This is a genomic window from Streptococcus mitis, from assembly GCF_003942795.1.
In the GTDB taxonomy this organism is placed as follows: domain Bacteria; phylum Bacillota; class Bacilli; order Lactobacillales; family Streptococcaceae; genus Streptococcus; species Streptococcus mitis_BJ.
On the sequence record NZ_RJNY01000017.1, the window covers coordinates 1 to 25,784 of the forward strand.

Genomic DNA, 25,784 nt, shown 5'->3' on the forward strand with positions numbered 1-25,784 from the left:
CTCAAGCGACAACTATATTAGTATATCACAGCTGCTAACCTATGTCAACACTTTTTTGAAACTTTTTTCAAGTTTTTTTAACCGCAATACACCATAGTCCGTACGGGATTCGAACCCGTGTTACCGCCGTGAAAAGGCGGTGTCTTAACCCCTTGACCAACGGACCTTGAGCTTTTCAACTCTTTCTATCCATAGTCCGTACGGGATTCGAACCCGTGTTACCGCCGTGAAAAGGCGGTGTCTTAACCCCTTGACCAACGGACCTTGAGCTTTTCAACTCTTTCTATTATACCTACTTTTTTACCTTTGTCAAGAACTTTTTTTCCTCTTTACCGAAATTCTGAAAATATAAGGGAAAGTTCTCTCAGGAGAGCTTTACGTCCTCTAAAGACTTCTCCTCCCATGAGACGGTCTATTAACTCTTGTTTTTCCATACTCTGCTTTGATTTGTAATTCTTTAGAAGTTCGTGAAAGAGATAATAATCGTCCAGCCTGAGTCCTTTTTCTCCTAGGCGATGACTAATCTCACTCACCTCTTCATAGGGTTCTTTGTCAAAACGTCGCTTGTGGCTTTCCTGTTTACGGATGTAATCTAGAATACGATTTCTAAATTTTGTTTTAAAGCAAACATATAGTTGATGGCGCTCGCCCTCTAGTAACTCTGGGTTGCGACTCACCAGCTCATACAGACATAACATGCCTTCCTGGTCCCAGTCCTCTTTCTCCCACAGATGCAAATGATAATCTTTGCGACACTTATGGACGATGCCCTTCGTTTCTTCGTATAGTTCCTTCAGATTCATAGACCTCTCCTTTCTGCATTTAGTTTAGCAAAATGCACGATCCCATGGGCCCATTTCCTCTATTCTATACTTGTTCCTCTCTCAACGGCACATAAAAAGAGAGGCAAGGCCTCTCTGGGGTTATAATTCTGCAATTTGGTTTAGGTTTACTTCTGCAATCGTATCATTACCAAACATAGAGATAATCATCTTCACTTTATTGTTATCAATTTCAGTAATTTTACCTGTGTAGTCTGCAAAAGCGCCATCAATGATGCGGACAGTCTGACCAACTTCAACGTCAATATCAAACTCTTGAACAGTTTGTCCCATTGAAACCAGAATATCACGGATTTCTTGTTCCAATAGCGGAGTTGGTTTTGATCTGTTACCGTGGGATCCGACGAATCCTGTTACGTTCGGTGTGTTTCGAACGACGAACCATGCTTCATCGGTCATGACCATTTCTACAAGGACATAACCTGGAAAGCGATTCTCTTCAACTTCCTTTTTCTTTCCATTTTTCTCAACTTGCACGGTTTGTGTTGGAATCTCAACGCGTAGAATATTATCCAACATATTATATGTTTGCGCACGTTGCAATAGATTTTCTTTTACCTTATTTTCATAGCCAGAATAAGTTTGTAGAACAAACCATCCTTTGTCAAAACTATCCATGATATTTCCTTTCATAATAGAAGAAACTAGCAGAAGTTCTCCGCCTTTCTTCTAAAAAATGTTAATAAATCGAATCAAACCTGAAACAATCAACTGGTCAAAAATGTAAATGATGACCACAAAGAAGGCTGTGTATTCCATAATAGAGCGAAAATCTCTCCAGCTTTCCTTGCGAGTTGGCCACGTTGTTTCTTTAAGAAGTTTAAAAATATCCTTAATAAAACCCATCGTTCTCTCCTATCTAGTTTCTCTGTGTGTCGTATATTTCCCACAATGTTTACAAAATTTATTTACTTCTAGTCGTGTTGGCTTGGGGTTCCCACTAATTTTGATTGAGTAATTCCTTGAACCACAAACTGCACAAGCTAGGCTTGCTTTTTTTAGTGCCATAACGCCTCCATCTTATCTATTATAACAAGAAACCTAGGCTTTGACAAGCCTCTTAACGAAATAGATTAAGGATTGAGTCCCATATTGTCTGGGCTTTTTCTTTTATTTTAGCTTCTGAAATCGCACGTCCCGCTTCATCTACAAGATTTTGTGCACGACTACGAATATCCGCTATCGGATCCTCCGACTGGTTTGCCTCATTTTCAATAGCTTGTTTTTTAGTATTTTCTGGTTCAATACCATTTTGTTTATAAGCATTCTCAACTGTAAAGGTGCTACCTGGAGTGTAAGGCAAAATGGTATTAGCCATACTTCTAAAGACGTGGGCCGCTCCATTTGAGGTCGAACCTGCTAGATAATGGTTCTCATCCGTCGTTGGGAAACCGAGCCAGTGGGTAATTACCACATCTGGAGTATAACCAATCACCCACTGGTCACTAGTATATACTGAATTAAAAGCGGCCTCAGTAGTACCTGTCTTTCCAGCCATAACATAATCTGTTGGCGACGAACTAATTCCTGTACCATTGGTAAATGTTCCTAGCATCATGCTGGTCATTTTATCGGCTACCGACTTATCAATCACTCGTTTTTGAGAATTTTTATGACTCTTGATAACCTGACCACTGGCATTTTCAATACGAGTGATAAAATGCGCTTCAGGCATCAAACCTTCATTAGCAAAGGCTGCATAGGCTTGCGCCATCTGGAGGGGATTCGTTTCTACGCCTCCACCGAGAGCGACTCCAAGAACTCGATCAACATTTTCCATATTCAGACCAAATCTCTCCCCAGCGTCAAAAGCTTTGTCAATACCTAATGCATTTACAGTCGCAACTGCCGGTAAATTGAGTGATTCCGCCAAAGCCTGATACATAGGTACTTCAGGAGAAGTCTTAATCCCTGCATAGTTGTCCACTTGATAACTATCGTACTGCATCGTATGATTATCCAATTGCTTGTTTAAGGCCCATCCTGCTTCTACTGCAGGCGTATAAACCACTAAAGGTTTGATAGTTGAGCCTGGGCTACGCTTAGACTGAGTGGCATAGTTGAAATTGCGGAAGCCTGGTTTGTCATCACCAGCTACGCTACCAACAACGCTACGCACCCCACCTGTTTTAGGCTCTAAAGCAACACTACCTGATTCAGCATGTGTTCCGTCTTCTGCCTTTGGAAATAGTGAGGTATTTTCGTAAACAACCTGCATGTTGGCTTGGTAGTTTTGGTCAAGTTCTGTATAGATTCGATAGCCGTTGTTGACAATTTCCTCTTCTGTGAGATTGTACTTGGAAACTGCTTCGTTGACAACTGCATCAAAATAAGACGGGTAACGATAATCCGAAATCTTCCCTTCATACTTATCTTGCAGTTGAGAAGCCATATCTGCTCCAGCTGCTTCGGTCTCTTGATTTTTATCAATATAACCCGCTGCAACCATATTTTGCAAAACAGTATCCCTACGGTTGGTTGAAGTTTCAACAGAATTTAATGGATTATACAATTCTGGCCCCTTGAGCATCCCTGCTAGAGTTGCCGCCTGATCAAGCGTTAGTTGTGAAGCCGATACACCAAAATATTTCTTACTTGCATCTTCAACACCCCACACTCCATTTCCAAAGTAGGCGTTATTGAGGTACATAGTAAGGATTTGCTCCTTGCTGTATTTCTTTGTCAACTCTAAGGCAAGGAAAAACTCCTTAGCTTTCCGTTCAACGGTCTGGTCCTGGGAAAGATAGGCATTTTTCGCCAACTGTTGAGTGATGGTAGACCCCCCTCCATAACGACCTGCTGTAAGGATGGCTAGAAAGAAACGGCCGTAGTTAATCCCATCATTTTTATAAAAGGAACGGTCCTCTGTCGCGACGACAGCATTTTGCAAATTTTTACTGATATCTGTCAGTTCAACATAGGTTCCCTTTTGACCTGATAGGGCTCCTGCCTCTTTTTCTTCGCGGTCAAAAATCAGAGTTCGCGTTTTCAAGGCATTTTGCAAATCATTGACATTGGTGGACTTGGCTATCGCAAATAGGTAGGTTCCCACAAGCAAGCCAGCGCTTAACCCTAAAATGATGACAATCTTCGTCAGATGATAACGACGCCAAAATTTCCGAATTGGGCCTACTTGGGACAATTTTTTTCTATCGCTCCGAGAACGACGCATGCTAGTAGAATCAGACCCCGCCGATTCATTCGTTTCTTTTTTAAAGAGAGAAAGAAACTTCTCAAATAATTTATCTAATTTCATGCGTTTATTTTATCATCTTCACCATGGGAACTCAAGAATTTAGCTACTACCTATCCAAATAGGGCTTTTTTTGTTACAATATCTGTATGCAATTCACATTTACATTACCCGAATCCTTGCCTCAAATGACGGTCAAACAATTCCTAGAGGAGCAACTCCTCATCCCTAGAAAAATCCGTCACTTTTTGAGAACCAAGAAGAACATCTTAATGAACCACGAAGAAGTTCACTGGAACGAGATGGTGAAGCCAGGGGATATTTGCCAATTGACTTTTGACGAGGAAGATTATCCCAAAAAGGAAATACTTTGGGGAAATCCAGACCTCGTTCAAGAAGTTTATCAGGACCAACATCTTATTGTCGTCAACAAACCTGAGGGTATGAAAACTCACGGTAACCAACCAAACGAAATCGCCCTTCTCAATCATATCTCTGCCTACGTTGGGCAAACTTGCTATGTCGTTCATCGTCTAGATATGGAAACCAGCGGGCTAGTGCTTTTTGCTAAGAACCCTTTTATTCTTCCCATTCTTAATCGCTTATTGGAGAAAAAAGAAATCGCTCGCGAGTACTGGGCACTCGTAGAAGGACGAGTAGAGAGTAAAGAACTTGTCTTTCAAGATAAAATCGGGCGTGATCGTCATGATCGCAGAAAACGAGTAGTAGATCCCAAAAATGGGCAATATGCTGAAACGCATATCAGTCGATTAAAGCAATTCCCAAATAAGACTTCTCTGGTTCGTTGCAAGCTAAAGACCGGTCGAACGCATCAGATTCGTGTTCACCTCTCTCATCACAAGCATCCTATCTTGGGTGACCCTCTCTATAATAGTAAATCAAAAACAAGTCGGCTTATGCTTCATGCCTTTCGCCTTTCTTTTACCCATCCACTCACCTTAGAAAAATTGAGTTTCACTGTTCTATCGGATACTTTTGAAAAAGAATTAAAAAAGAATGGATGACATTATCATCTATTCTTATATATACAAAAAAGCAAGGTCAGAAAGCCTTGCTTTTTTATCGACTCAAGAATTATTTAGCGATTTTTGCAAAGTATTCAAGAGTACGAACAAGTTGTGAAGTGTAAGACATTTCGTTGTCATACCATGAAACAACTTTAACCAATTGTTTACCGTCAACGTCAAGAACTTTAGTTTGAGTTGCGTCAAACAATGAACCGAATGACATACCTAGGATATCAGAAGATACGATTGGATCTTCAGTGTATCCATATGATTCGTTAGAAGCTGCTTTCATAGCTGCATTTACTTCATCAACAGTAACGTTCTTGTCAAGAACTGCTACCAATTCAGTTACTGAACCAGCTGGAACAGGAACACGTTGAGCAGCTCCATCCAATTTACCGTTCAATTCAGGAATAACCAAACCGATTGCTTTAGCAGCACCAGTTGAGTTAGGAACGATGTTAACTGCAGCAGCACGAGCACGGCGAAGGTCACCTTTACGGTGTGGTCCGTCAAGAATCATTTGGTCACCAGTGTAAGCGTGGATAGTAGTCATCAAACCTTCAACGATACCGAAGTTGTCATGAAGAGCTTTAGCCATTGGAGCCAAACAGTTTGTAGTACATGAAGCACCTGAGATAACTGTTTCAGTACCATCAAGTGTATCGTGGTTAGTGTTGAATACGATTGTTTTAACATCGCTTCCACCAGGAGCAGTGATAACAACTTTCTTAGCACCACCTTTAAGGTGTTTTTCAGCAGCTGCTTTAGTAGCAAAGAAACCAGTTGCTTCAAGAACGATTTCTACACCGTCGTTAGCCCAGTCGATTTGTTCTGGATCACGTTCAGCAGAAACTTTAACGAATTTACCGTTAACTTCAAATCCGCCTTCTTTAACTTCTACAGTACCGTCGAAACGACCTTGAGTTGTATCGTATTTCAACAAGTGTGCAAGCATCACTGGATCTGTAAGGTCGTTGATGCGAGTAACTTCAACACCTTCTACGTTTTGGATACGGCGGAAAGCAAGACGACCAATACGTCCGAAACCGTTAATACCAACTTTAACTACCATTAGTGATTTCCTCCTTATGAAAATCCTGAAAATTTTATTGTGAAAAGAGTAACTTGAATCACTACAAATCACCTTTCAACAAACCTATTATATAACTATTTGAGTTTAATTGCAAGTATGGGCGTCGATTTTCTCTCTTGCTTTTCTACTTTTCCACTCCTTTTCATTCACTTATTCTTTAATTTTTAAATATATCCCTACAATCTTTTATAATGCCCGTATATTATCTCCATTTCTATACTCAACCTTAATTCCAAGTCTATCTGAGTTCACAAAAAAGAGACAGGATTAGTCCGGTCTCTAGGCTGATAAACAATTATTTACGACGTCCTGGACGTTCTTTATAACCATAGTAAGCATCTGCCATGATTTCTTCCATGTCAGCTACCATTGGCAAGCGAGGGTTAGCAGGTGAACATTGATCTTCGTAAGCAAGTAAGGCAATCTCATGCAAGCTGTCTTTCCAAGTTTTTTCATCGATACCAAAGCCTTTGAAGTTCATCGTGATTCCAACTGCTTCACCAAGATCGTAAACTGCTTTGGCATAAGCTTCAACCGCTTCTTCTGGTGTTGAGCAAGGAAGACCTAGCATACGAGCGATATCTTGGAATTTTTCATCAGCTTTCCAGTAATTGTACTTAGGCCATGTTGTAGTTTTAGATGGACGAGTTCCATTATAACGGATAACATAAGGAAGTAAAATAGCATTTGTACGTCCGTGAATGGTGTGGTGAACAGCACCAATCTTATGCGCCATTGAGTGACTCATTCCAAGGAAGGCATTGGCGAAGGCCATACCAGCCATTGTAGAGGCATTATGCATCTTCTCACGGGCTTCTGGGTCAGCTGTTTTTACAGATTTTTCCAAGTATTTGAAGACTAACTTGATGGTTTGAAGAGCAATACCATCTGTATAGTCATTGGCAAAGTTAGAAGTATAAGCTTCAGTTGCGTGTGTCAAGACATCCATACCTGTGTCAGCAGCAATAAATGCTGGAACAGATTCTACTAAAGCAGGGTCAACAATTGCAATGGTTGGTGTCAAAGCGTAGTCAGTGATTGGGTATTTCCGGTTGTTTGCCTTGTCAGAGATAACTGCAAACGGTGTTACTTCTGAACCTGTACCAGATGTTGTTGGAATACCGATATATTGTGCTTTCTTACCAAGTGATGGGAATTTGAAGGCACGTTTGCGGATATCCATGAATTTTTGAACGAGGTCACCGAAGTCAACGTCTGGCTGTTCATAGAACATCCACATACCTTTAGCTGCATCCATTGGTGAACCACCACCAAGGGCAATGATAGTGTCTGGTTCAAACGAACGCATTACTTCAACACCACGACGAACTGTTGTGATATCTGGATCTGGTTCAACATCTGAGAAGACTTGAATCGTGACTTTGTTTTTACGAAGATTCAATTGGTCAATCACGCGTTGTACAAAACCGAGTTTTTCAATTGATTTATCGGTAACAATCATGACACGTTCGATACCTTCGCAAGTTTGAAGGTATTGGATTGAGTTACGTTCGAAGTAGATTTTTGAAGGAACTTTAAACCATTGCATATTATTTCTACGTTTTCCTACTTTCTTGATGTTAAGAAGGTTGATAGCGGATACGTTATCACCAACTGAGTTGTGTCCATATGAACCACATCCAAGTGTTAATGATGGAATGAAGGCGTTGTATACATCACCGATACCACCAAAGGTAGATGGAGAGTTCCAGATAATACGCATTGCCTTTATTTCCGTACCGAAACGTTTTGCAAGAGCTTCGTCTTTTGTATGGATAGCAGCTGAGTGTCCTAGACCATTAAATTCAACCATTTGACGAGCTTTTTTAAGTCCATCTTCAGTATCTTCAGCTTTCAAAACTGCAATAACAGGTGATAATTTTTCACGAGTCAATGGTTCTTTAATTCCAACTTCTGTACATTCAGCAGCCAAGATATTTGTACCTTCTGGTACTTTGAATCCTGCTTGCTCAGCAATCCATGCTGCTGGTTTACCAACAATGTTTGGGTTCAATTTTGCACCAGCGCAGTTCTTGCTGTTAGCTTTTGCACCAAAACAGAATTCTTCCAAAAGCGCTTTTTCTTTCTTGTTGACAAAGTAAGTATGGTATGATTTGAATTCTTCTACAAATTCGTCATACACTTCTTTATCAATGATAACGGCTTGTTCTGATGCACAGACCATCCCATTATCAAATGATTTAGACATAACGATGTCATGAGCAGCTTGACGAAGGTCAGCAGATTTTTCTACATAGGCAGGAACGTTTCCGGCACCTACCCCAAGAGCTGGTTTTCCACATGAGTATGCAGCTTTAACCATAGCATTCCCACCAGTTGCGAGGATAGTCGCAACACCTTCGTGGTTCATAAGTGCCCCAGTTGCTTCCATAGATGGCTCTGTAATCCATTGAACACAGTTTTCAGGTGCACCGGCTGCGATGGCTGCATCACGAACGATTTGTGCAGCATGAGCAGAAGATTCTTGAGCTGATGGGTGGAAGGCGAAAACAATTGGGTTACGTGTCTTCAAAGCAATCAATGATTTGAAAATCGCTGTTGAAGTTGGGTTTGTTGTTGGAGTGATACCACAAATAACTCCGACTGGCTCTGCAATCTTCGTCAAACCTGTAATTGGATCATCTTCGATAACTCCAGCTGTTTTAACTCCACGCATATTGTTCACTACGTGTTCACAAGCAAATAGGTTTTTTGTCGCCTTATCTTCAAATACACCACGACCAGTTTCTTCAACTGCGTGTTGTGCAAGGATACCGTGCGCATCAAGTGCTGCAACAGACGCTTTTGCTACGATGTAGTCAACTTGCTCTTGGTTCAACTTGCGCATTTCATCAAGCGCAACCAAGGCTTTTTTCACGAGACCGTCGACATGCTTTTCAGCAGCAAGTTGTTTTTCCTCTGGTGTTACTGTTTTTTTATCAGCCATATTATCCTCCATAGCCTTTAAGGATGTTATCCTTTGTTAATTTTTTCACAAGTTCATTATAACTCTTTTTTTATGCTTTGTAAACAGTTTCATAAGTATTTCACAAAGAATTTTTCTAAGTTTGTGATTTTTTTCTCAATATAGCTATGCAATAGAGTTTTGCTTGGATGATTGTGAAATTATGGAAAAAATTTTTTTATTTCACAAAGTTTTTCTAGTTGATAGTTATTTATCGAATTCGAGACAAGAAAGCGTTTTCTTTTTTGGTTTTGAAAATAGTCTCCTAACTTGGAGACTACTGTTTTTGCTGAAAAACGCCTTGTTTAAAGGTCCCTTCATAAACAACTTCTTGCTCTGTAGTCAACTTCCCTTGACCTTCAGCCTGACCATTTACAAAATCCCCTTCGTATTTCCAGCCATCTTTTGATTGAAAAGTCCCTTTTCCATTAAAGGCTCCATTATTGAAATCACCTGTATATTGGTCTCCATTTTCAAAGGTCAGAGTTCCTTGGCCATTCATTTTTCCTCGTACCAGGGTACCATCATAAACAAGGGCACCGCCATCAAGTGTCAGGGCACCCTTTTTAGGTGTATTTAGTAGAAATACTGAAAGGGCACAGAGTGCAATTACGACTACTGCAATGAACTCTAGCCTAGGGCGAGTTAGGTAAACTCTATACTTTTCATAGATTTGTTTAAGCTTTTCCATTGTCACTCTCATTTTCTAATCGATCTAGCCAGCTTTGACATCCACTTGTGATGCGAGCATAGGTTTCCTCAAAATCTCCTGTATACCAAGGATCTGGAACACTTTCAGATGCAAAAGGGTAGATCTTATACTGCAATTTCTGAGGACACATTTGACGCAGATCTGAAACGTTTGAAGCATCCATACCGATAATATAATCAAATGACTCAAAATCTTCTCTACGAATCTGGAGTGATGTTTTGTCTTTGTCATACGGGATCCGATATTGCTGGAAAATTCCTTGCGTTCCCTTATGAATCGGATTGCCATGTTCCCATGATGACGTGGCACGACTCTCAATCTGGTAATCGCTCGTCATGGATTTCATCACAAACTCTGCCATGGGGCTACGGCAGATATTTCCTAGGCAAACAAATACTATTTTTCTCATCCCTTTTCCTCTCACTTCATAGAAAAACGGGAGTGACAGGTCCCGTTTTATTCTTCGATTGCTCCGCCTTCGTCAACAACTGTTCCTTCTGGTGTCACAGCTTCTTTGAGTGGCAACACTGTCTTGATAGCAGCCAATTCAAAAGTCAAATAAACGCCATCTACATCAAGTACGATTGTTCTCTTCTCAGTGTCTACTTCATCCACTGTTCCGTAAAGGCCGCCAATTGTAATAACTTCATAGCCTTTTTGAAGTTTATTTAAGCTTTCCATACGCTTTTGAGCTTGTTTCTTTTGAGAACGTTGCATAAAGAACATCAAGGCCATCATACCTACAAGCATGATTAAAAAAGTAATATTTGGATTCATTATTTTCTCCTTTGTATTTTACATAGGACTACTATATCAAATTTCAGCTACTTTTACAAGGTTGTACCTTGTTTTTATGGTTATAAAAAATCAGAGTTTTCACTCTGATTTTTGTGATTATTTCAAGTTTTGAACGACTTTGACTAGATTTTCTACCGTAAATCCGTACGCTGCCAATACTTTTGGTGCTGGGGCAGATGCTCCGAAAGTATCAATACCGAGAACTGCACCATCAAGGCCAACATATTTGTACCAGTTTTGAGTTGCACCCATTTCGACTGCAACACGACGGCGAATTGCATTTGGAAGGATTTCTTCCTTGTACGCTGCATCTTGTTTATCAAAGACATCTGTAGATGGCATGCTGACTACGCGGACTTTTTCGCCTTGACTAGCTAATTCTTTGGCAGCTGCGACAGCTAGATTGACCTCTGAACCTGTCGCAATCAAGATTGTATCAAAGTCTGCCGCATTTTCATAGACAACATAGGCACCTTTCGCAACCTTGTCGAAGTCTGTTCTCTCTTCAACAGTCAAGTTTTGGCGTGTCAAGACAAGGGCAGTTGGTGTTTTCTCGCTTGTCACTGCAAGGTACCAAGCCGCTTGAGTTTCACGCGCATCTGCTGGGCGGAAAACATTGAGATTTGGCATAGCACGGAGACCTGCTAAGTGTTCAACTGGTTCGTGAGTTGGACCATCTTCACCAACTGCAATTGAATCGTGAGTAAAGACATAAGTCACAGGAAGTCCTTGCAAGGCTGACAAGCGAACAGCTGCTTTCACATAGTCAGAAAAGACGAAGAAAGTACCACCGTATACACGAAGTCCACCATGAAGGGCCATCCCGTTCAAGATCGTTCCCATTGCAAATTCACGAACACCAAACTGAATGTTGCGGTTCAAGCGATTAGCGTCGTCTTGAAGTCCATCCGTTTTGATATAAGTCATGTTTGAGTGAGCTAGGTCAGCTGATCCACCTAGGAAGGTTGGCAACTTAGCTGCCACAACGTTCAAAGCATCTTGACTTGAATTACGAGTTGCTTGAGAGAAGCCGTTTTCTAGAGCTGGGAAGTCTGCTGGAGTCACTTCAACTGGATCACGTCCGTCGATGATAGCTTCTACTTCTGCAGCCAATTCTGGATGCGCTTCTTTATAGTCAGCAACTAATTTTGTCCAAGCTTGATAAGCTGATGCGCCACGGTCTGCAACATTTTCTTTGAAATCAGCATAAACTTGTTCTGGAATTTCAAATGGTTCATAGTCCCAACCAAGCGCTTGGCGAGTTGCTGCAGTTTCATCTGCTCCAAGAGGAGCACCGTGTACAGCATTAGTTCCTTGTTTGTTTGGAGAACCGTATCCAATAACAGTCTTTACTTCAATCAAAGATGGTTTTCCTGAAGCTTTAGCTGTTTCGATAGCAGCATGGATAGCTTCCAAGTCTGTTCCATCTTCAACCAAGGCTGTATGCCAACCGTAGGCATTGTAACGGTCACGAACACTTTCTGTAAAGGAATCCTTTGTCTCACCATCCAAGTTGATGTCATTTGAATCATAAAGAACCACCAACTTGTCAAGTTTTTGCAAGCCTGCGTATGAAGCCGCCTCACTTGAGACACCTTCCATCAAGTCTCCGTCTCCGCAGATAACGTAAGTATAGTGGTCAAAGATATTGAAGCCTTCACGGTTATACTTCGCCGCAAGGAAACGTTCTGCTTGGGCAAAACCAGTGGCAGTAGAAATCCCTTGTCCTAGAGGACCGGTTGTAGCGTCAACCCCTGCAGTGTGGCCAAATTCTGGGTGACCAGGTGTTTTGGAACCCCATTGGCGGAAGCTCTTGATTTCATCCATGCTAACATCTTCAAAACCAGAAAGGTGAAGAAGGGCATAGAGAAGCATAGAGCCATGACCTGCTGAGAGGATAAAGCGATCACGGTTAATCCAGTTTGGTTGTGCTGGATTGATGCGAAGTTGTTTTGTAAAGAGGCTATAAGCCATCGGAGCTGCTCCCATAACCACCCCTGGGTGACCTGAGTTGGCTTTGTTGATAGCGTCAATTCCTAGGAAACGAATTGCATTAACAGATAGATTTGACATAGAATTTCCTTTCTCTTTGAGGTGATTAATGAATCACACATCCTATTTTACTATTATATGAAAATTATCCGTATCATGCAACATACGGATAACTTCCAGATAATAATTTACATCATTTGAACAGTTTTTATAGCAAAGCTTTGAATTGGATATTTGAATCTTGCTCGAAACAATCATCAAATCCACGTGGGTGATGGTATTCTACCAGGTGCTGATCTTGAGGATAAGTGTACTTACCTCCTACTTCCCAGATAAATGGATGGAAGTTGTACTGCAAACGGTCTTTTCTCATCTTCCAAAGTTCTAAGATTTCATTAGTTGAAGCCATAAAGTTTGACCAGATGTCATAGTGAACTGGGATAATGACTTTAGCACGCAGATTTTCTGCCATACGAAGAAGGTCAATTGAAGTCATCTTGTCTTGGATACCAACTGGGTTTTCACCATAGTTGTTCAAAGCAACATCAATCTTAAAGTCTTTTCCGTGTTTCGCAAAGTAGTTTGAGAAGTGAGAGTCTGCACCGTGATAAATAGTACCACCTGGTGTTTCAAAAATATAGTTAACAGCTTTTTGAGCCATCTCTTCATCAGTAACAGTCAAACCTGCCAATTCTCCACCTGTGTCATCAGCACCGTTGACTGGCAAAGTTACCAAGCAAGTACGGTCAAAAGATTCCACAGCATGAATCTTCATGTCTTTGAGTTCAATGGTGTCACCTGGTTTAACTACAATAATGCGTTCTTTTGGCACTCCCCAGCCTTCCCAGATAAGTCCGCAATGGTAAGGTCCGATGAATTTAACATGTTTCAATTTTGGATTATTCAAAATAGCTGCGGCTGTATAAGGATCAATATGATCGCTATGGAAGTGGGAAACCAAGTAGTAGTCTAACTCATTGATTGCAAATGGGTCAATGACCATCGGTTGAACACGCAAGTTTGGTTGCAATTTACGTACACCTGCCATGTTAGCCATTTGGTGCCCACGAACCATATCTTTAACTTTTTTAGTAGATTTTCCGCGATTTGACCAAAGGTCCATCACAACGTTAGCACCACCAGGTGTCTTAATCCAAGTTCCACAGTTGCCTAGCCACCACATAGCAAAATTGCCTTCAGGAACGACTTCTTCTTCAATTTCTTCGTTGAGCCATGTTCCCCATTCTGGGAAAGTCGCTAGAATCCATGATTCTCTTGTAATTTCTTTTACGTTTGGCATTATGACATCCTCCATTTTTTGTTCAAGTTTTCATTTCATACTTAGTATAACACCCGCCCGAAAATTAAAAAAGACCAAGAAAAACACAGGTTTGTGTTCATCATTGGACTGTCATGTTATAACTCTTCAAAAAAGGACTGGATAAGTAATTCTTGATTTATCAGACTTTGAATCTCCTGCTGTAGTTTCATTGCGGCACGCTTATCCGGTATATAAGTTGAAATAATGGTTGATAAATTTTCGCTGAAACTTCTGCCGTCTTTTCGAAAAACCTTGTTTTTCAGATAATCAACTATACGCAAGATATCCTCTGCCTCCAAGATGGGATTGACCTTTAAGACAGGGAAGCGACTCTCTAGTTCATCATTTGTTGTAATCACCAAATCCACCAAGGTAATATCCTCAACACTTTTAAACTGTTCTGTTGTGAAAACTGCCCCGATTTGTTCGTTGGGAAGATAGAAACGACATTGTTTGAGCAACAGTTTAGAAACCCCTACTCCTTCGTCGCAAACAAGGTAGATTTTTTTGGTGGTATTCTGAGAAGAGGGAGTATATTTCAAAAATCCTCCAACGTGAATCGTCAGATAAGCAATCTCATCGTCCGTCAAATGCACAAACCAGGCCTCCTCTAAAATCTCTGCACACTTTTTAGTGATGACAAAGAGATCACTATACTTAGAGCGAATTTGCTTAGTAAGAGGATTTTTAGAAAAGATGCCATAGGTCTTTCTAAACAACAAAGCCTTACAGTGAATCAGCAGGTTACGTAACAAGTCTTCCTTGTTTTCGATTTCCATCTTGGTTTGTGATTCAAAATACCAAATAAATTCCTCTAAAGTTACTTTCAGCTGGTGAAAATCTTCGCTTTCCGCATGGACGTCTCTATCCTTTCTATAGGATAAAAGGAGAATGGCCAACAGAGAAATTTCGAGTTCCGATAAAGAAATTTCAAATGTCTCAAAAAGGCGCTCACTCAGCCTTTCAGATACTCTGTACTCTATTCTCTTACGAATCAAGGAAAAATCTTGATCAATATCCTGATGCTTTTCTTGATGACGCGTGATATTATCACAACTTAAAAGCAGATAAGGAAGCACTCGCAACATAAAGGTCACTTCATGATGATTTATTTTTTTCCCTAAATCCTGTTCAACCAGAGGGACTTGCTCCTTGAGAAATTGATGCATTTGTCTAGACAAAAGCAACTCTCCTTGGAATCTATCCTTTATCTTATCTTCAAGAATGGTAACAAAAGCTCCATTTCCTTCCATAAGGATATGGTATAAGAGCGATTGAAGATGCTGAATTTTATTTAAGGGGTGGGCGCTAAGATAATAACCTTGTGATTTACTTACTTGCAGGGTTACCTGATACTGTTCTAGGCTTAACTGGTAACGGATGGTATTGAGATCATTCAAAACGGTGTTCCGCGAAACTTCTGTTAATTCCATCAGTTTTTCGACAGTGATGCGTTCTTTGGAAATTCCAATCCAAAATAACATCATCTGCATGCGTTCTTCCCCGCTCATCACATAATCGTAGGAGTCAACTTCGGATAAAAGTTGCTGACAAGCAAGTCTCTGCTCCTCCGTTAAGTAGATACCAATACGAGGAAGGCTAACAAGGTGGTGTTCAGGATTGCCCAATGCATCATTAATTTTATCAACGTGATAATAGACCTTTCTCCTTGATTGACCCAAATCTTTGGAAATGGTCATAATCGTTTTGGGAGATTCTTGATCCAGGAGGTACATCAATAGCTCACAACTCGTTTTATCTAATACCATCTTATCCTCCTATTATTCGGGACCAATCAATCAAACAGTCTCCCTATCATAGCACTTTAATAAAAATATTTCAATGATAATATTTATCATTGGGCTCGTTTGCTTTTCAGGTTTATTGCAAAAGCGAGGCCTAGATACCTCCAAGCCTCTTTTCAATTGCCCGTTTTTTATTTTTGACCATAGTAGGCATTTGGTCCATGCTTTCTTTGGTAATGTTTTTCCAATATGTACTGTGGTGCAGGTTCAACTCTTGGATTGATTTGCTCTGTGAAACGGTTCATCTTGGAAACTTCTTCGAGAACCACTGAATGGTAAACTGCATTTTCAGGGTTCTTGCCCCATGTGAATGGACCGTGGTTGCGAACGACAATCCCTGGTACTTCAACCGGATTGAGACCGCGACGTTCAAATTCTTCCAGAATGACCAAACCTGTATCCTTTTCATACGCTACTTCAACTTCATCCTGAGTCAAGCTACGAGCACAAGGAATTGGTCCATAAAAATAGTCGGCATGTGTGGTCCCATAAAATGGAATATCACGTCCCGCCTGTGCCCAACCCACTGCTTCTGTCGAGTGAGTATGAACCACACTACCAATGGTAGGCCAAGCTTTATATAATTCCACGTGAGTTGGTAGGTCGGAAGATGGTCTCAAATCACCTTCAAGTACCTTCCCATCCAAATCTGTCACCACCATGTTTTCAGGAGTCAATTTATCATAATCTACTCCCGATGGCTTGATAACAATCACGCCTAGCTCACGATTCACTTCTGAGACATTGCCCCATGTGAATTTAACCAAGCCGTGTTTAGGAAGAGATTGATTAGCTTCGCAGACACGCTTTCTCATATCATTGATTACTTGATTCATCTTACATCAAACCCGCTTTCTTTATTAATGGGTAGAGGAAATCTTGTGCTTCTTTGATAGCCACTTTGGTTTCTTCTACTGTTTCACAGTTTTCAGACCACATCTCGATTAGGAAAGGACCATTATAGTTGGTCTTTTTCAAAATATCAAAAGCTGCTTCCCAGTTGACGCAGCCAGCTCCAAAAGGAACATCTCGGAATTGTCCTTTTGAAGTTTCGGTCACGGGATAGGTATCCTTGAGGTGGAGGGCTGCAAGGGCATGGTGCCCGATATAAAATTCACTGTAAACGTCATTATGCCAAGCTGAGACATTACCAATATCTGGATAAACAAAAAGATAAGGTGAATCAATCTCTTTTTCAACAGCCAAGTACTTTTCAATGCTATTAATAAAAGGATCATCCATAATTTCAATAGCTAAGATGACCTGAGCTTCCTCCGCCCAGACACAAGCTTGTCTGAGGTTTTTGATGAAACGTTCACGTGTTTGAGGGGACTTTTCCTCATAATAAACGTCATAACCAGCTAACTGAATCGTACGAACTCCCAAATCCTGAGCTAGTTCGATACATTTTTTCATCAGTTCCAGCGATTTTTCTTCTAGAACTGGATCGTTTGAACCCATTGGATAGCGACGATGACCTGAAAAACAGATGGACGGAATTCGGATTCCTGTTTCATAGATGGCTTTCACGATTTCCAATCGTTCTTCCTTGCTCCAATCAAGACGAGCCAAACGTTCATCACGCTCGTCAATCGACATTTCAACAAAGTCGAAGCTCAATTCTTTTGCAAAATTCAAGCGTTCCAACCAAGTAAAATGCTTGGGTGTAGCTTTTTCATAGATTCCAATTGGACGTGCCATAGCTTACCCCCAAATTCGTTTGATTTCGTCCTTAAAGGCACGTGCTGCGCCTGCTGGATCTGCTGCCTCGGTAATTCCGCGACCTGCGATAAAGGTAAAGACATCCACTCCTTCAAAGAGTTTGAGTGTATCCACATCCAGTCCTCCCGTAACAGACACACGGAAGCCCATATCAATCAATTTTTTGACCTTGTTTAGATCTTTTTCGCCCCAAGTTTCCCCAGCAAGCAGGGCATCACGAGATTGGTGATAGATTGCTTGGGAAATTCCCGCATCAAGCCAGAGTTGAGCCTGTTCAAAAGTCCAGTCTCCATAAAGTTCGATTTGGATTTCACCTCTATCTCCACGTTCAGCTGTGATGGCTTTAAGAGCAGCTTCCATAGTCGGAATGGTTGCACAGCAAATACAAGTCATCCAGTCCGCTCCACGTACAGCATTATTCTTAGCAACCGTACCACCGGCATCCGCACACTTGGTGTCTGCAACGATGATCTTATCTGGGAAAAGGCTACGCAAGACTTCTACTAATTCGCTCCCTACTTGAAGTAGGCAAACAGTACCAGCTTCGATGATATCCACTTCATGACCAACAGATACAGCAGCCTTAATGGCGCCTTGCAAATCTGAATGGTCTAGTGCAACTTGTAAATTTGGTATTCTTTTTGTCATCTTCCTACTCCTTTTTAGCTTTCCAAGTCCAAGCCTTCAAGGTATGGACTATTTTTTGATTCTTCAATCATATCCAAAACTTCTTCTTTGCTCTGGCATCCTTGTAAGCGGGCAATGGAATCTTCCAACTCAAACAAGGCAATAATTTGTGGAATCGCTACACTTGTATGAATCTTTGAGCTTGTCGCAGCCAAAGCTAGTAAGACGGATACTTCTTTTCCATCTGAAAAAACAACTGGTTTTTGCAAGGTAATCAGTGAAAAAGCATCCCGCTGAACACCTGCCTCTGGTCTAGCATGGGGCATAGCCATCCCTGGCATTAAAATATAGTAGGGACCATATTCTTCTGTTGACTCAATAATCGCATCATAGTACTCTGGTAAAATTGCGCCACTTTCAATCAAGGGTTCCACTGCTAACTTAACTGCTTCTTTCCAGTCAGCCGCCTCAAGTCCCAATCGAATTGAATTATTTTCAATCAAAGCTTGTTTTAAATTCATAGTTGCCTCCTTTATGTAAAGAGGGACTAGGACAGAACCCAGTCTTCACAGTTTCTGTCCAGCCCCCTCCAACCTTCTATAGTGCCTGACTGAGTTTTTCAGTGATTTCTTTATCATCCATCAAGTTGTCAAGCCCGATCAACTTCCCATTTGTTCTACCTTCCAATTCTTGGATTAGGTGAAGAGAAGCGATAACGATATCATAGCCAGCTGCCAAACTTTTAGCTTCGCCGACACTGCATGAGTTTACTGTAAAGTCTGTTTGGTTTAGCTTGCGGAGCGCATTTTCCACCTTCATCTTGATAACCATTGATGAACCCATACCATTTCCACATGCTGCTAATACTTTAACCATTTTATTTCTCCTTTTCTAAATTCTAAGCTTCTTCTTGTACTTCGCCGTTATAGTATTTTTCTTTATCTTTAGCTTTGGCAAATTGAATTTGAGGAATGACAAGCAAGAAGAGGCAAACAAGCACATAACCAATAATACCAAGGTATTTGAAGATGTAGCCAAATCCAAGCCATGGGAATTCAAAGTCGATATTTCCATGGTAACCACCATAAGCCGCCAAGTCGAGAAGGGCTACGCAAAGAGCACCAAGGGCAACTTGAAGTACACCTGAGATAAAGGACAAGATAACTGCCGCTTTCCAACCACCACGTTTATCAGCGTAAACGGCGATAGCTGCATTATCAAAGAATACCGGTACAAATCCTGTGATGATAAGGATAGGATTTTTGAAGACGATGAGTAGAACGATTGTAATCAATTGACCAATTAAACCAAAGGCAAAACCTGACAAAACAGCGTTTGGAGAGCCAAATCCATAAGAAGCTGCAACGTCCACCGCTGGGAATGAACCTGGCAAAAGCTTGCTTGAGATACCTTGGAAGGCATTTGTCAATTCAGATACGAACATGCGGACACCTTGCATCAAGATAAACAAGTAAACTGAGAAGGTGAAGGCTGTTTGGATAATATACATGAAGAAGTCTTGCTTAGCAGGATTGAACAAGGTTCCTGAAGTGATTACTTCTTTATTTGACATGATTTCTGGTCCCAAGATTAAGAGAATAGCACCAAAGAAGACCAGCATCAAGGTCGCAGAGGCAACTACTGTATCATGGAAGATAGAGAGGAATTTAGGCAATTTAATATTGTCTAGACTTTCTTCCTTCTTACCAAAACGTCCTGCGATTTTATCTACAAACCAAATAGCAAATTGTTGTTGGTGACCAATCGCAAAACCACCCCCACCAGTCAAACGTTGAGTTGCTTCAACAGTCATGTTTGAGCTGATTGCCCAGTAAAGTCCACAGATAATTCCGATAGCCGCTGTACCGTAAGCATTGCGCAATTGTGGAACCAAGAAGAGAACCATAAGAGAAACAGTTGCTGCTTGTTGCACCATGATATGCCCTGTGATAAAGAGAGTTCTCACTTTGGTGAGTTTACGGAAAGCCACTAGCAGAATATTGACCCCGAAACCGATCAAAAGGGCTGTTGTTGCAGTTCCGACAAAACCAGGAAACTCAGCTGCAATTTTGTTATTTGCGGCTGCTAGTCCAAAGTAAGGATCGATAACTGCCGCACCAATTTGGAATTTAAAGTTGAGAGCTGCCAAGATCGGACGGAAAGTGGTAACCAAGCCTCCCGCACCAACGTTCAGCAACATATAACCAACTGTCGCTTTTACAAATCCTGAAAAGACTTCATGAGCTGGCTTTTTCAAAAGCGCATACCCAATTAGTACCAAGAGACCTACGAAAAATGCGGGATTCTGCAAAATATTGCTAGAAAACCAATTTAGAACACCTGAAATGACTTCCATAACTGCTCTCCTTTATTTGAATTGTTTTTGTAACTTTATTATATATTTTGAAAACGCAAACAAAAAGACCAAGAATTACACAGCGGACTGTTCACTCTTGGACTGTACGATTTATGATATTTTTGAGAAATTTTACTTCCTCGTCACCTCATAGTAAGGAAGTAGGCGAGTATAAGCTTCTTCTAACTTTTCTAAAATTGCTTCTAATGGTTGATCTTCTAAGAAAGAAACATCCGACTTGACCAAAACTTTACGGATTTCCTGATTTCGTACCTTATTGCGTAAGAGCAGACGGTTTTCTTCATTAGCTTCTACCTTTTGATTTTGACCATCGGTGTATGCTAGATAATAAATTCCTTCAATGGTTGAAATTTCTAAAACTTTAGCCTGCTTGCCTAAAGTTTGCTCATCCTTCTTACGCTCTATAAAACTGACTTCTAAGGAAATCCCAAAATCTGAGGGTTCCCCATACAAACGCAGCGCCAACATAGGTTCTGCTACCTGCCCCTCTCTCTGTAGATAGGCCCAGAAATGCGGTCGCAAGCGCTGCGCTTGATTCATCCACTGACTAGTCTGTTGAAGTTGCCATTCTGGATGACTTGCTTGAAAGGTATTGGCAAGTTCTGTAAAAGACTTCCGAGCCTCTTGACCTTTTTGCCGCAAATCCAACATCTTTTCTCTTTCATCGCCAGCTTTATCAGGATTACGGTACTGAACTCCTGCAAATGATAGGTATTCTCTAACTGCTTTCAGCATATCTGAATCTTTCCTTTCCTAGCAAAAAATCAGGTCAAGCCTGATTTTGTTTATTCTGTATCTACGACAACATAGCGATTTGGCTCATCACCCTCAGAATAACTGGTCACTCCATTCATGCGTGAAATAATGCGATGGATAATCTTGCGTTCGCTATTCGACATTGGATCTGTTTGCTGGCTACGACCTTCCTCCAATACGCGATTCGCTAATTTTTGAGCGTAGGTTTGCAAGACTTCTGCACGGTGTTCAACATAATCATTGACGTTAATCGTAATGTAGAAAGTTCTTGAATAGCGATTATAAAGGTAATTTTGCGCCAATAGTTGAAGAGCTTTCAAGACTTTTCCGTGATAGCCGATAATACGGCCTGGTTCATTGGTGTCAATTTGAAGATTGATGGTGCGGCGATTGTAGTCACTTGAAATCGTCCCTTCAACATCCATATCATCTACAATGGTTTGAACGTAGTTAGCTACTTCAGTTGCCACTTGTTCGATGTCATAACTTGGTTCTACTTTCAAGCCTAAATCTTCCAAAGATTGGCTTGTTGCTTCCTGCGTTTCAGTTTCTTTTTCTGGAGCAGATTCCACTTCCTCGGCAGTATCCTCTGGTTCCAAATCATTTAAAATTGAAATATGACCTGTTTCTTCCAAAATCGTGCTGGCATGTTTTTCATTTTTCAGGATTTCAGCCTTGACCTCTTCAGAAACACCTTGACCTTCTTCTTCAATCTTCTTAATCGCTTCAACTACATGCCCCAAATCAACAGTTGCTTCACTTACTGTTTTCACGGGTTCATTTTTTTCATTGACTTCTTTTGGAACCCCTTTAATGGCCTGCTGATTGGCTTTAATCACTGTTGTTTCACTGATCGCTTCGATATCAACTTGAGCTGGCTTCTTACCAAACAAGCCTAAGAACCCTTTTTTCTCTTTCGAAACGACCTTGATGTGGGCCTTCATTCTTGGAATGTCTAACTCTTTCAATCCTTTTTGGATTGCTTCTTCAACCGTTGAACCTGTAAATAATACCATTACCAGATTCCTCCTTATTTTTTCTTTTTCTGTGCTTTTTTCAAGGCTTTTCTCTTCTTACCTTCTAAATCTTTTTCTGCTTGTGCCACTGCTTCTCTTTCAGCAATAATCTTGAAAGGATTATTCAAGAAATAGGTTTGCAGAACTTGATAAGCATTAGATACAGCCCAGTACAAGGCTACACCGCTTGGGGCGGAGATGGCAAAAACAAAGATCAATATAGGCATACCATACATCATCCCTGTCGTAGCCCCACTTTTTTCGGACAAAGCTTTATTCGATAACCAGCTACTCAAGAAGGTAAAGACTGCTGCCAAAATTGGAAGAACAAAACTTGTATCTACTCCCCCCAAATTAATCCATAAAAAGTGACCTGTTTTCAAAAAATCTACTCGACTCAAGGCTTGAAAGAGCGCCAAGAGAACCGGCATTTGTATTAAAATTGGCCAGAGAGAGGATGAATGCTTGATCCCTAACTCTTTATAAACCTTGCGCATTTCCTGGTCTAGCTTGGTTCTACTTTCCATATCACGACCTGGATATTGCTCTCGCAAAGCCTTGATGCGCGGTTGAGCCTCTTGCATTTTTCTAGAGGCAACCATCTGTGTCTGAAAGACCGGTAATAGAATCGTCCGAATCAAGATTGTGAAGAGGATAATCCCCACTCCGATACTAATGTCAAAGGACAAAAAGCGGATAATTTCAGCAAAAAAATAGACGAATTTACTCCAAAAATCTGTCGAGTCTGCTGTTATATCGCTAGCTGTACTATTTGTTGCACAGGCCGTCATGATAAACAAGGACAAGCCCAACAAACTAGTCAACTGTAGTTTCTTTTTCACTCCCATTTCCTTCCTGATAAATCTTTGATAACTTTAATACGTGGAGTAGATTTTTCTCCATCTCTGCATATTCCAAGGTTTCCACCCCTTTTCGGGCAATCACGACAAAATCGACATGCTCTACCAAACTCCCTTTTACACTTTGTAGAATGTGCCGGATTCGTCTCTTAATTTGATTTCTGGTAACTGCATTCCCCAGCTTTTTGCTGACGGACAGTCCTACTCGAAAATGGTTTTGCTGGTTTTCCAATTGGTAGACAACAAATTTTCGATTGGCAAAACTCGTTCCGTCCTTGAAAATCGCCTTAAAATCTTTCTCTCTTTTTACACGAAAGCTTTTCTTCAAAACTCAACTCCATCTATTAAATTACTACTATTATACCATATTTTTTGAAAAAGCCAATAACAGCAAGGTTTTAGACATTTTCTACATAAAAAAAGCTGGAAAATTTCTTTCCCAACTTCTTTTCACAATCAAATTTTACGTGTATTTACTTATTTTTTCAAGCGCTCAACATCGCGTGCAATCACCAATTCTTCATCTGTTGGAATAACCAAGACACGGATTTTCGCTGCGTCAGTTGAGATGTCTCCCGTTACACCAAAGACATTCTTTTCTGGATCTACATCACAACCAAACCAAGAGATACCTGAAATGACATCCTCACGGAAATCTGCTGCATTTTCACCGATACCTGCTGTGAAGATAATCGCATCTGCTCCATTTAGGACTGCAAGGTACTGGCCGATATGTTTTTGGATACGATCAACATACATTTCATAAGCCAAAGTCGCATCATGGTCTCCTGCTTCCATGGCAGCAATCACATCACGCATATCGCTTGACTGACTAGAAACTCCCATGAGCCCTGATTCACGATTGAGAACGCGGCTAATATCTTCTGGAGTATTGAAATCCTCTGTATATTGCATGAGATAAGGGATAATAGCAGGGTCAATATCTCCTGTACGAGTTCCCATCATCACACCGCCAAGTGGTGTGAATCCCATAGAAGTATCTACAGACTTCCCGCCCTTAACAGCTGTGATAGAAGCCCCATTACCAATATGGCAGGTAATCAATTTCAAATCTTCTAGAGGACGGCCCAAAAGTTTCACTGCTTCTCCTGCGACAAACTGGTGGCTTGTCCCGTGGGCACCATATTTACGAACCTTGTTTTCTGTGTAGTATTTAGTTGGTAGAGGGTAGCGATAAGCCTTTTCTGGCATGGTTGTGTGGAATGAAGTATCGAATACAACAACACTGGTAATATCTGGAAGCAATTCCTTAAATGCACGAATTCCAGCTGCGTTGGCTGGATTGTGAAGAGGAGCCAAGAGTCCCAGCTCCTCAACTTTTTCTAACACATCTCCCTCAACAACTGTTGATTCCTTGAAATATTCACCACCTGCAACGACGCGGTGTCCGACACCTGTAATCTCATCGTACCCTTTAATGATGTCAAAACGAATCAAGTCATCCAATAAAATTTTAACGGCTTGTGTATGGTCTTCGATATCAAGAATTTGTTGCTCCGAACGACCGTCAAATTTTACTGTTGAAATTGAATCTTTCAATCCAATACGTTCAATCAAGCCTTTAGCCAAAACTTTCTCTTCAGGCATTTGATAAAGTTGCCATTTCAAGCTTGAGCTTCCTGCATTGATTGCAATTGTTTTTGTCATAAGATGATACCTCTTTTTAAGCGTTTTCATCTATTATAACAAAATCTCTTTTATATTTCAGTACCTTTGCTCCAATTTTGAAAATTTTCTTTAAAGGTCAACAAAACTGACGGATCCTGCAAGCTAGTAAGAGGGTAGACAAAGGGTTCTATTTCCTTATCTCTTTTCTTCTGTAAGACAAAAATACTTTTAGCTTGGCTTGCAGTTGAGAAAATATCCTCTGGTAAGGCGATAATAGCAGCCAGACTCACTTCATCTTTAAGCCACCCTTTTAATAAGTCACTTTGAGGGCTGGTCAATAAATCACTCGGAGCCAGAAAAATAGCATAACCATCTGACTTAAGGTACTTGAGGCCTTGTTCCATCAGCAAATGGTGGGCATAGGTATGCTCTTGACTAGAAGACACTTGATAGCGTGAAGCGATGGCATCGTCTGGGTAATAGCCAACAGGCAAGTCGCTGATGACCACGTCGCTTTCTTTAAGCATTTGCGGACGAACGGCATCTCCTTGGACAAAACCAGCCTGCAAACCAATCACATCTGCCATACTAGCTGCCAAATCAATCAGCAAATCATCCACTTCGATTCCCAAGTAATCTACTTTTTTAGCAAGAGAAGTCAAGAAAGTAGCCCCCAAAATCCCCATACCAGAACCTATTTCGAGGATGCTAATCTCCTCTTTATGAAGCAACTCTTCTACAACAAGTACCAAGAGGAGAGAAATGGCATCTGGTGTAAATTGGTGATTGGCCTGTAAAGGCTCCGTTTGTCCTGCCTTCATCAAGAGAAACTGGTAGGTCTTGAGCCACTCTTCCTTGCGAAGCGCTAAGCGTTTAAGGGCTTGATTGTTCTCTTTGACCTGTTCTAGCTCGGTCTCACCATCTAGGTAGATACTATTTTGCTCTACCAAGGCATCATAAAAGTTGGTCGCCAAATCACTTTGAATGACTTGGACATTCTCTAGTAAATACGTATAAGCTTGTTCTATTTTTTCAAAATCCATGT

At 40.9% G+C, this 25,784-nt stretch carries 26 protein-coding genes and 2 tRNA genes; 1 reads left to right on the forward strand and 27 read right to left on the reverse strand.

Annotated elements, in window-relative coordinates; all coding sequences use genetic code 11:
- Positions 1-94: 94 nt before the first annotated feature.
- From D8847_RS07745 to pbp2a, 7 genes are all read right to left on the reverse strand, one after another.
- A tRNA-Glu gene (locus tag D8847_RS07745) sits at positions 95-166 on the reverse strand.
- A gap of 26 nt (positions 167-192) precedes the next feature.
- Positions 193-264: transfer RNA gene (locus D8847_RS07750), tRNA-Glu, on the reverse strand.
- Between the two features lie 65 nt (positions 265-329).
- Positions 330-803, reverse strand: coding sequence for a transcriptional regulator (locus tag D8847_RS07755; protein WP_001049387.1), 474 nt, complete (start codon positions 801-803; stop codon positions 330-332).
- A 120-nt stretch (positions 804-923) separates the two neighbouring features.
- Positions 924-1,460 (reverse strand): transcription termination/antitermination protein NusG, encoded by a 537-nt coding sequence (gene nusG / locus D8847_RS07760; RefSeq protein ID WP_000376732.1) that lies wholly within the window; start codon positions 1,458-1,460, stop codon positions 924-926.
- Positions 1,461-1,511: 51 nt separating this feature from the next.
- Positions 1,512-1,688 carry a preprotein translocase subunit SecE gene (secE, locus tag D8847_RS07765; protein WP_000505776.1) on the reverse strand — a complete coding sequence of 59 codons (177 nt, stop codon included), beginning with the start codon at positions 1,686-1,688 and terminating at the stop codon, positions 1,512-1,514.
- A 9-nt stretch (positions 1,689-1,697) separates the two neighbouring features.
- Positions 1,698-1,850: a 50S ribosomal protein L33 gene (gene rpmG / locus D8847_RS07770; RefSeq protein WP_001809375.1), complete on the reverse strand. Its 153-nt coding sequence runs from the start codon at positions 1,848-1,850 to the stop codon at positions 1,698-1,700.
- A gap of 52 nt (positions 1,851-1,902) precedes the next feature.
- Positions 1,903-4,098 (reverse strand): penicillin-binding protein PBP2A, encoded by a 2,196-nt coding sequence (gene pbp2a / locus D8847_RS07775; protein ID WP_125841194.1) that lies wholly within the window; start codon positions 4,096-4,098, stop codon positions 1,903-1,905.
- A gap of 86 nt (positions 4,099-4,184) precedes the next feature.
- Between pbp2a and D8847_RS07780 the strand changes: the two genes are divergently transcribed.
- Complete coding sequence (locus D8847_RS07780) at positions 4,185-5,060, forward strand: RluA family pseudouridine synthase (protein ID WP_125841195.1); 876 nt, start codon at positions 4,185-4,187, stop codon at positions 5,058-5,060.
- A gap of 70 nt (positions 5,061-5,130) precedes the next feature.
- On the opposite strand, the gene gap is transcribed toward D8847_RS07780, so the two are convergent.
- From gap to D8847_RS07880, 20 genes are all read right to left on the reverse strand, one after another.
- Positions 5,131-6,138, reverse strand: coding sequence for a type I glyceraldehyde-3-phosphate dehydrogenase (gene gap, locus D8847_RS07785; RefSeq protein ID WP_000260675.1), 1,008 nt, complete (start codon positions 6,136-6,138; stop codon positions 5,131-5,133).
- Between the two features lie 316 nt (positions 6,139-6,454).
- Positions 6,455-9,106 (reverse strand): bifunctional acetaldehyde-CoA/alcohol dehydrogenase, encoded by a 2,652-nt coding sequence (gene adhE / locus D8847_RS07790; RefSeq protein ID WP_000763989.1) that lies wholly within the window; start codon positions 9,104-9,106, stop codon positions 6,455-6,457.
- 295 nt (positions 9,107-9,401) lie between these two features.
- On the reverse strand, positions 9,402-9,815 hold the full coding sequence (locus D8847_RS07795) for an MORN repeat-containing protein (protein ID WP_000413196.1): 414 nt from the start codon (positions 9,813-9,815) through the stop codon (positions 9,402-9,404).
- A complete protein-coding gene (locus D8847_RS07800; RefSeq protein WP_125841196.1) occupies positions 9,802-10,245 on the reverse strand; it encodes a low molecular weight protein-tyrosine-phosphatase in 444 nt (147 codons plus the stop codon). The genes D8847_RS07795 and D8847_RS07800 overlap by 14 nt, the downstream gene beginning before the upstream one ends.
- A 47-nt stretch (positions 10,246-10,292) precedes the next feature.
- Positions 10,293-10,613, reverse strand: coding sequence for a preprotein translocase subunit YajC (yajC, locus tag D8847_RS07805; protein WP_001069055.1), 321 nt, complete (start codon positions 10,611-10,613; stop codon positions 10,293-10,295).
- 117 nt (positions 10,614-10,730) lie between these two features.
- On the reverse strand, positions 10,731-12,707 hold the full coding sequence (gene tkt, locus D8847_RS07810) for a transketolase (protein WP_125841197.1): 1,977 nt from the start codon (positions 12,705-12,707) through the stop codon (positions 10,731-10,733).
- Positions 12,708-12,834: 127 nt separating this feature from the next.
- Positions 12,835-13,926 carry an L-ascorbate 6-phosphate lactonase gene (gene ulaG / locus D8847_RS07815; RefSeq protein WP_125841198.1) on the reverse strand — a complete coding sequence of 364 codons (1,092 nt, stop codon included), beginning with the start codon at positions 13,924-13,926 and terminating at the stop codon, positions 12,835-12,837.
- Between the two features lie 116 nt (positions 13,927-14,042).
- Entirely contained in the window at positions 14,043-15,716 is a 1,674-nt protein-coding gene (locus D8847_RS07820) for a BglG family transcription antiterminator (RefSeq protein ID WP_125841199.1), read from the reverse strand.
- A gap of 167 nt (positions 15,717-15,883) precedes the next feature.
- Positions 15,884-16,588, reverse strand: a complete 705-nt coding sequence (locus tag D8847_RS07825) for an L-ribulose-5-phosphate 4-epimerase (protein WP_070800454.1) — start codon at positions 16,586-16,588, stop codon at positions 15,884-15,886.
- Position 16,589: 1 nt separating this feature from the next.
- Positions 16,590-17,453, reverse strand: a complete 864-nt coding sequence (locus tag D8847_RS07830) for an L-ribulose-5-phosphate 3-epimerase (protein ID WP_070800453.1) — start codon at positions 17,451-17,453, stop codon at positions 16,590-16,592.
- 3 nt (positions 17,454-17,456) lie between these two features.
- Positions 17,457-18,122, reverse strand: coding sequence for a 3-keto-L-gulonate-6-phosphate decarboxylase UlaD (locus D8847_RS07835; RefSeq protein WP_070800452.1), 666 nt, complete (start codon positions 18,120-18,122; stop codon positions 17,457-17,459).
- Between the two features lie 14 nt (positions 18,123-18,136).
- A complete protein-coding gene (locus tag D8847_RS07840; RefSeq protein ID WP_070800451.1) occupies positions 18,137-18,622 on the reverse strand; it encodes a PTS sugar transporter subunit IIA in 486 nt (161 codons plus the stop codon).
- 76 nt (positions 18,623-18,698) lie between these two features.
- Positions 18,699-18,977 carry a PTS sugar transporter subunit IIB gene (locus D8847_RS07845; protein ID WP_000241470.1) on the reverse strand — a complete coding sequence of 93 codons (279 nt, stop codon included), beginning with the start codon at positions 18,975-18,977 and terminating at the stop codon, positions 18,699-18,701.
- Between the two features lie 22 nt (positions 18,978-18,999).
- Positions 19,000-20,457 (reverse strand): PTS ascorbate transporter subunit IIC, encoded by a 1,458-nt coding sequence (locus tag D8847_RS07850; RefSeq protein WP_125841200.1) that lies wholly within the window; start codon positions 20,455-20,457, stop codon positions 19,000-19,002.
- Between the two features lie 132 nt (positions 20,458-20,589).
- The gene (locus D8847_RS07855; protein ID WP_125841201.1) at positions 20,590-21,213 is read right to left on the reverse strand and encodes a ribonuclease P; all 624 of its coding nucleotides are present in this window, start codon (positions 21,211-21,213) and stop codon (positions 20,590-20,592) included.
- A 50-nt stretch (positions 21,214-21,263) separates the two neighbouring features.
- Complete coding sequence (jag, locus tag D8847_RS07860; protein ID WP_125841202.1) at positions 21,264-22,250, reverse strand: RNA-binding cell elongation regulator Jag/EloR; 987 nt, start codon at positions 22,248-22,250, stop codon at positions 21,264-21,266.
- Positions 22,251-22,264: 14 nt separating this feature from the next.
- A complete protein-coding gene (locus D8847_RS07865; RefSeq protein ID WP_185757941.1) occupies positions 22,265-23,092 on the reverse strand; it encodes a membrane protein insertase YidC in 828 nt (275 codons plus the stop codon).
- A complete protein-coding gene (gene rnpA, locus D8847_RS07870; RefSeq protein WP_000748120.1) occupies positions 23,067-23,438 on the reverse strand; it encodes a ribonuclease P protein component in 372 nt (123 codons plus the stop codon). The genes D8847_RS07865 and rnpA overlap by 26 nt, the downstream gene beginning before the upstream one ends.
- Before the next feature lie 149 nt (positions 23,439-23,587).
- Positions 23,588-24,778: an acetate kinase gene (locus tag D8847_RS07875; RefSeq protein WP_125841204.1), complete on the reverse strand. Its 1,191-nt coding sequence runs from the start codon at positions 24,776-24,778 to the stop codon at positions 23,588-23,590.
- A 50-nt stretch (positions 24,779-24,828) separates the two neighbouring features.
- Positions 24,829-25,782 carry a class I SAM-dependent methyltransferase gene (locus D8847_RS07880; protein ID WP_125841205.1) on the reverse strand — a complete coding sequence of 318 codons (954 nt, stop codon included), beginning with the start codon at positions 25,780-25,782 and terminating at the stop codon, positions 24,829-24,831.
- Between the last annotated feature and the right edge of the window lie 2 nt (positions 25,783-25,784).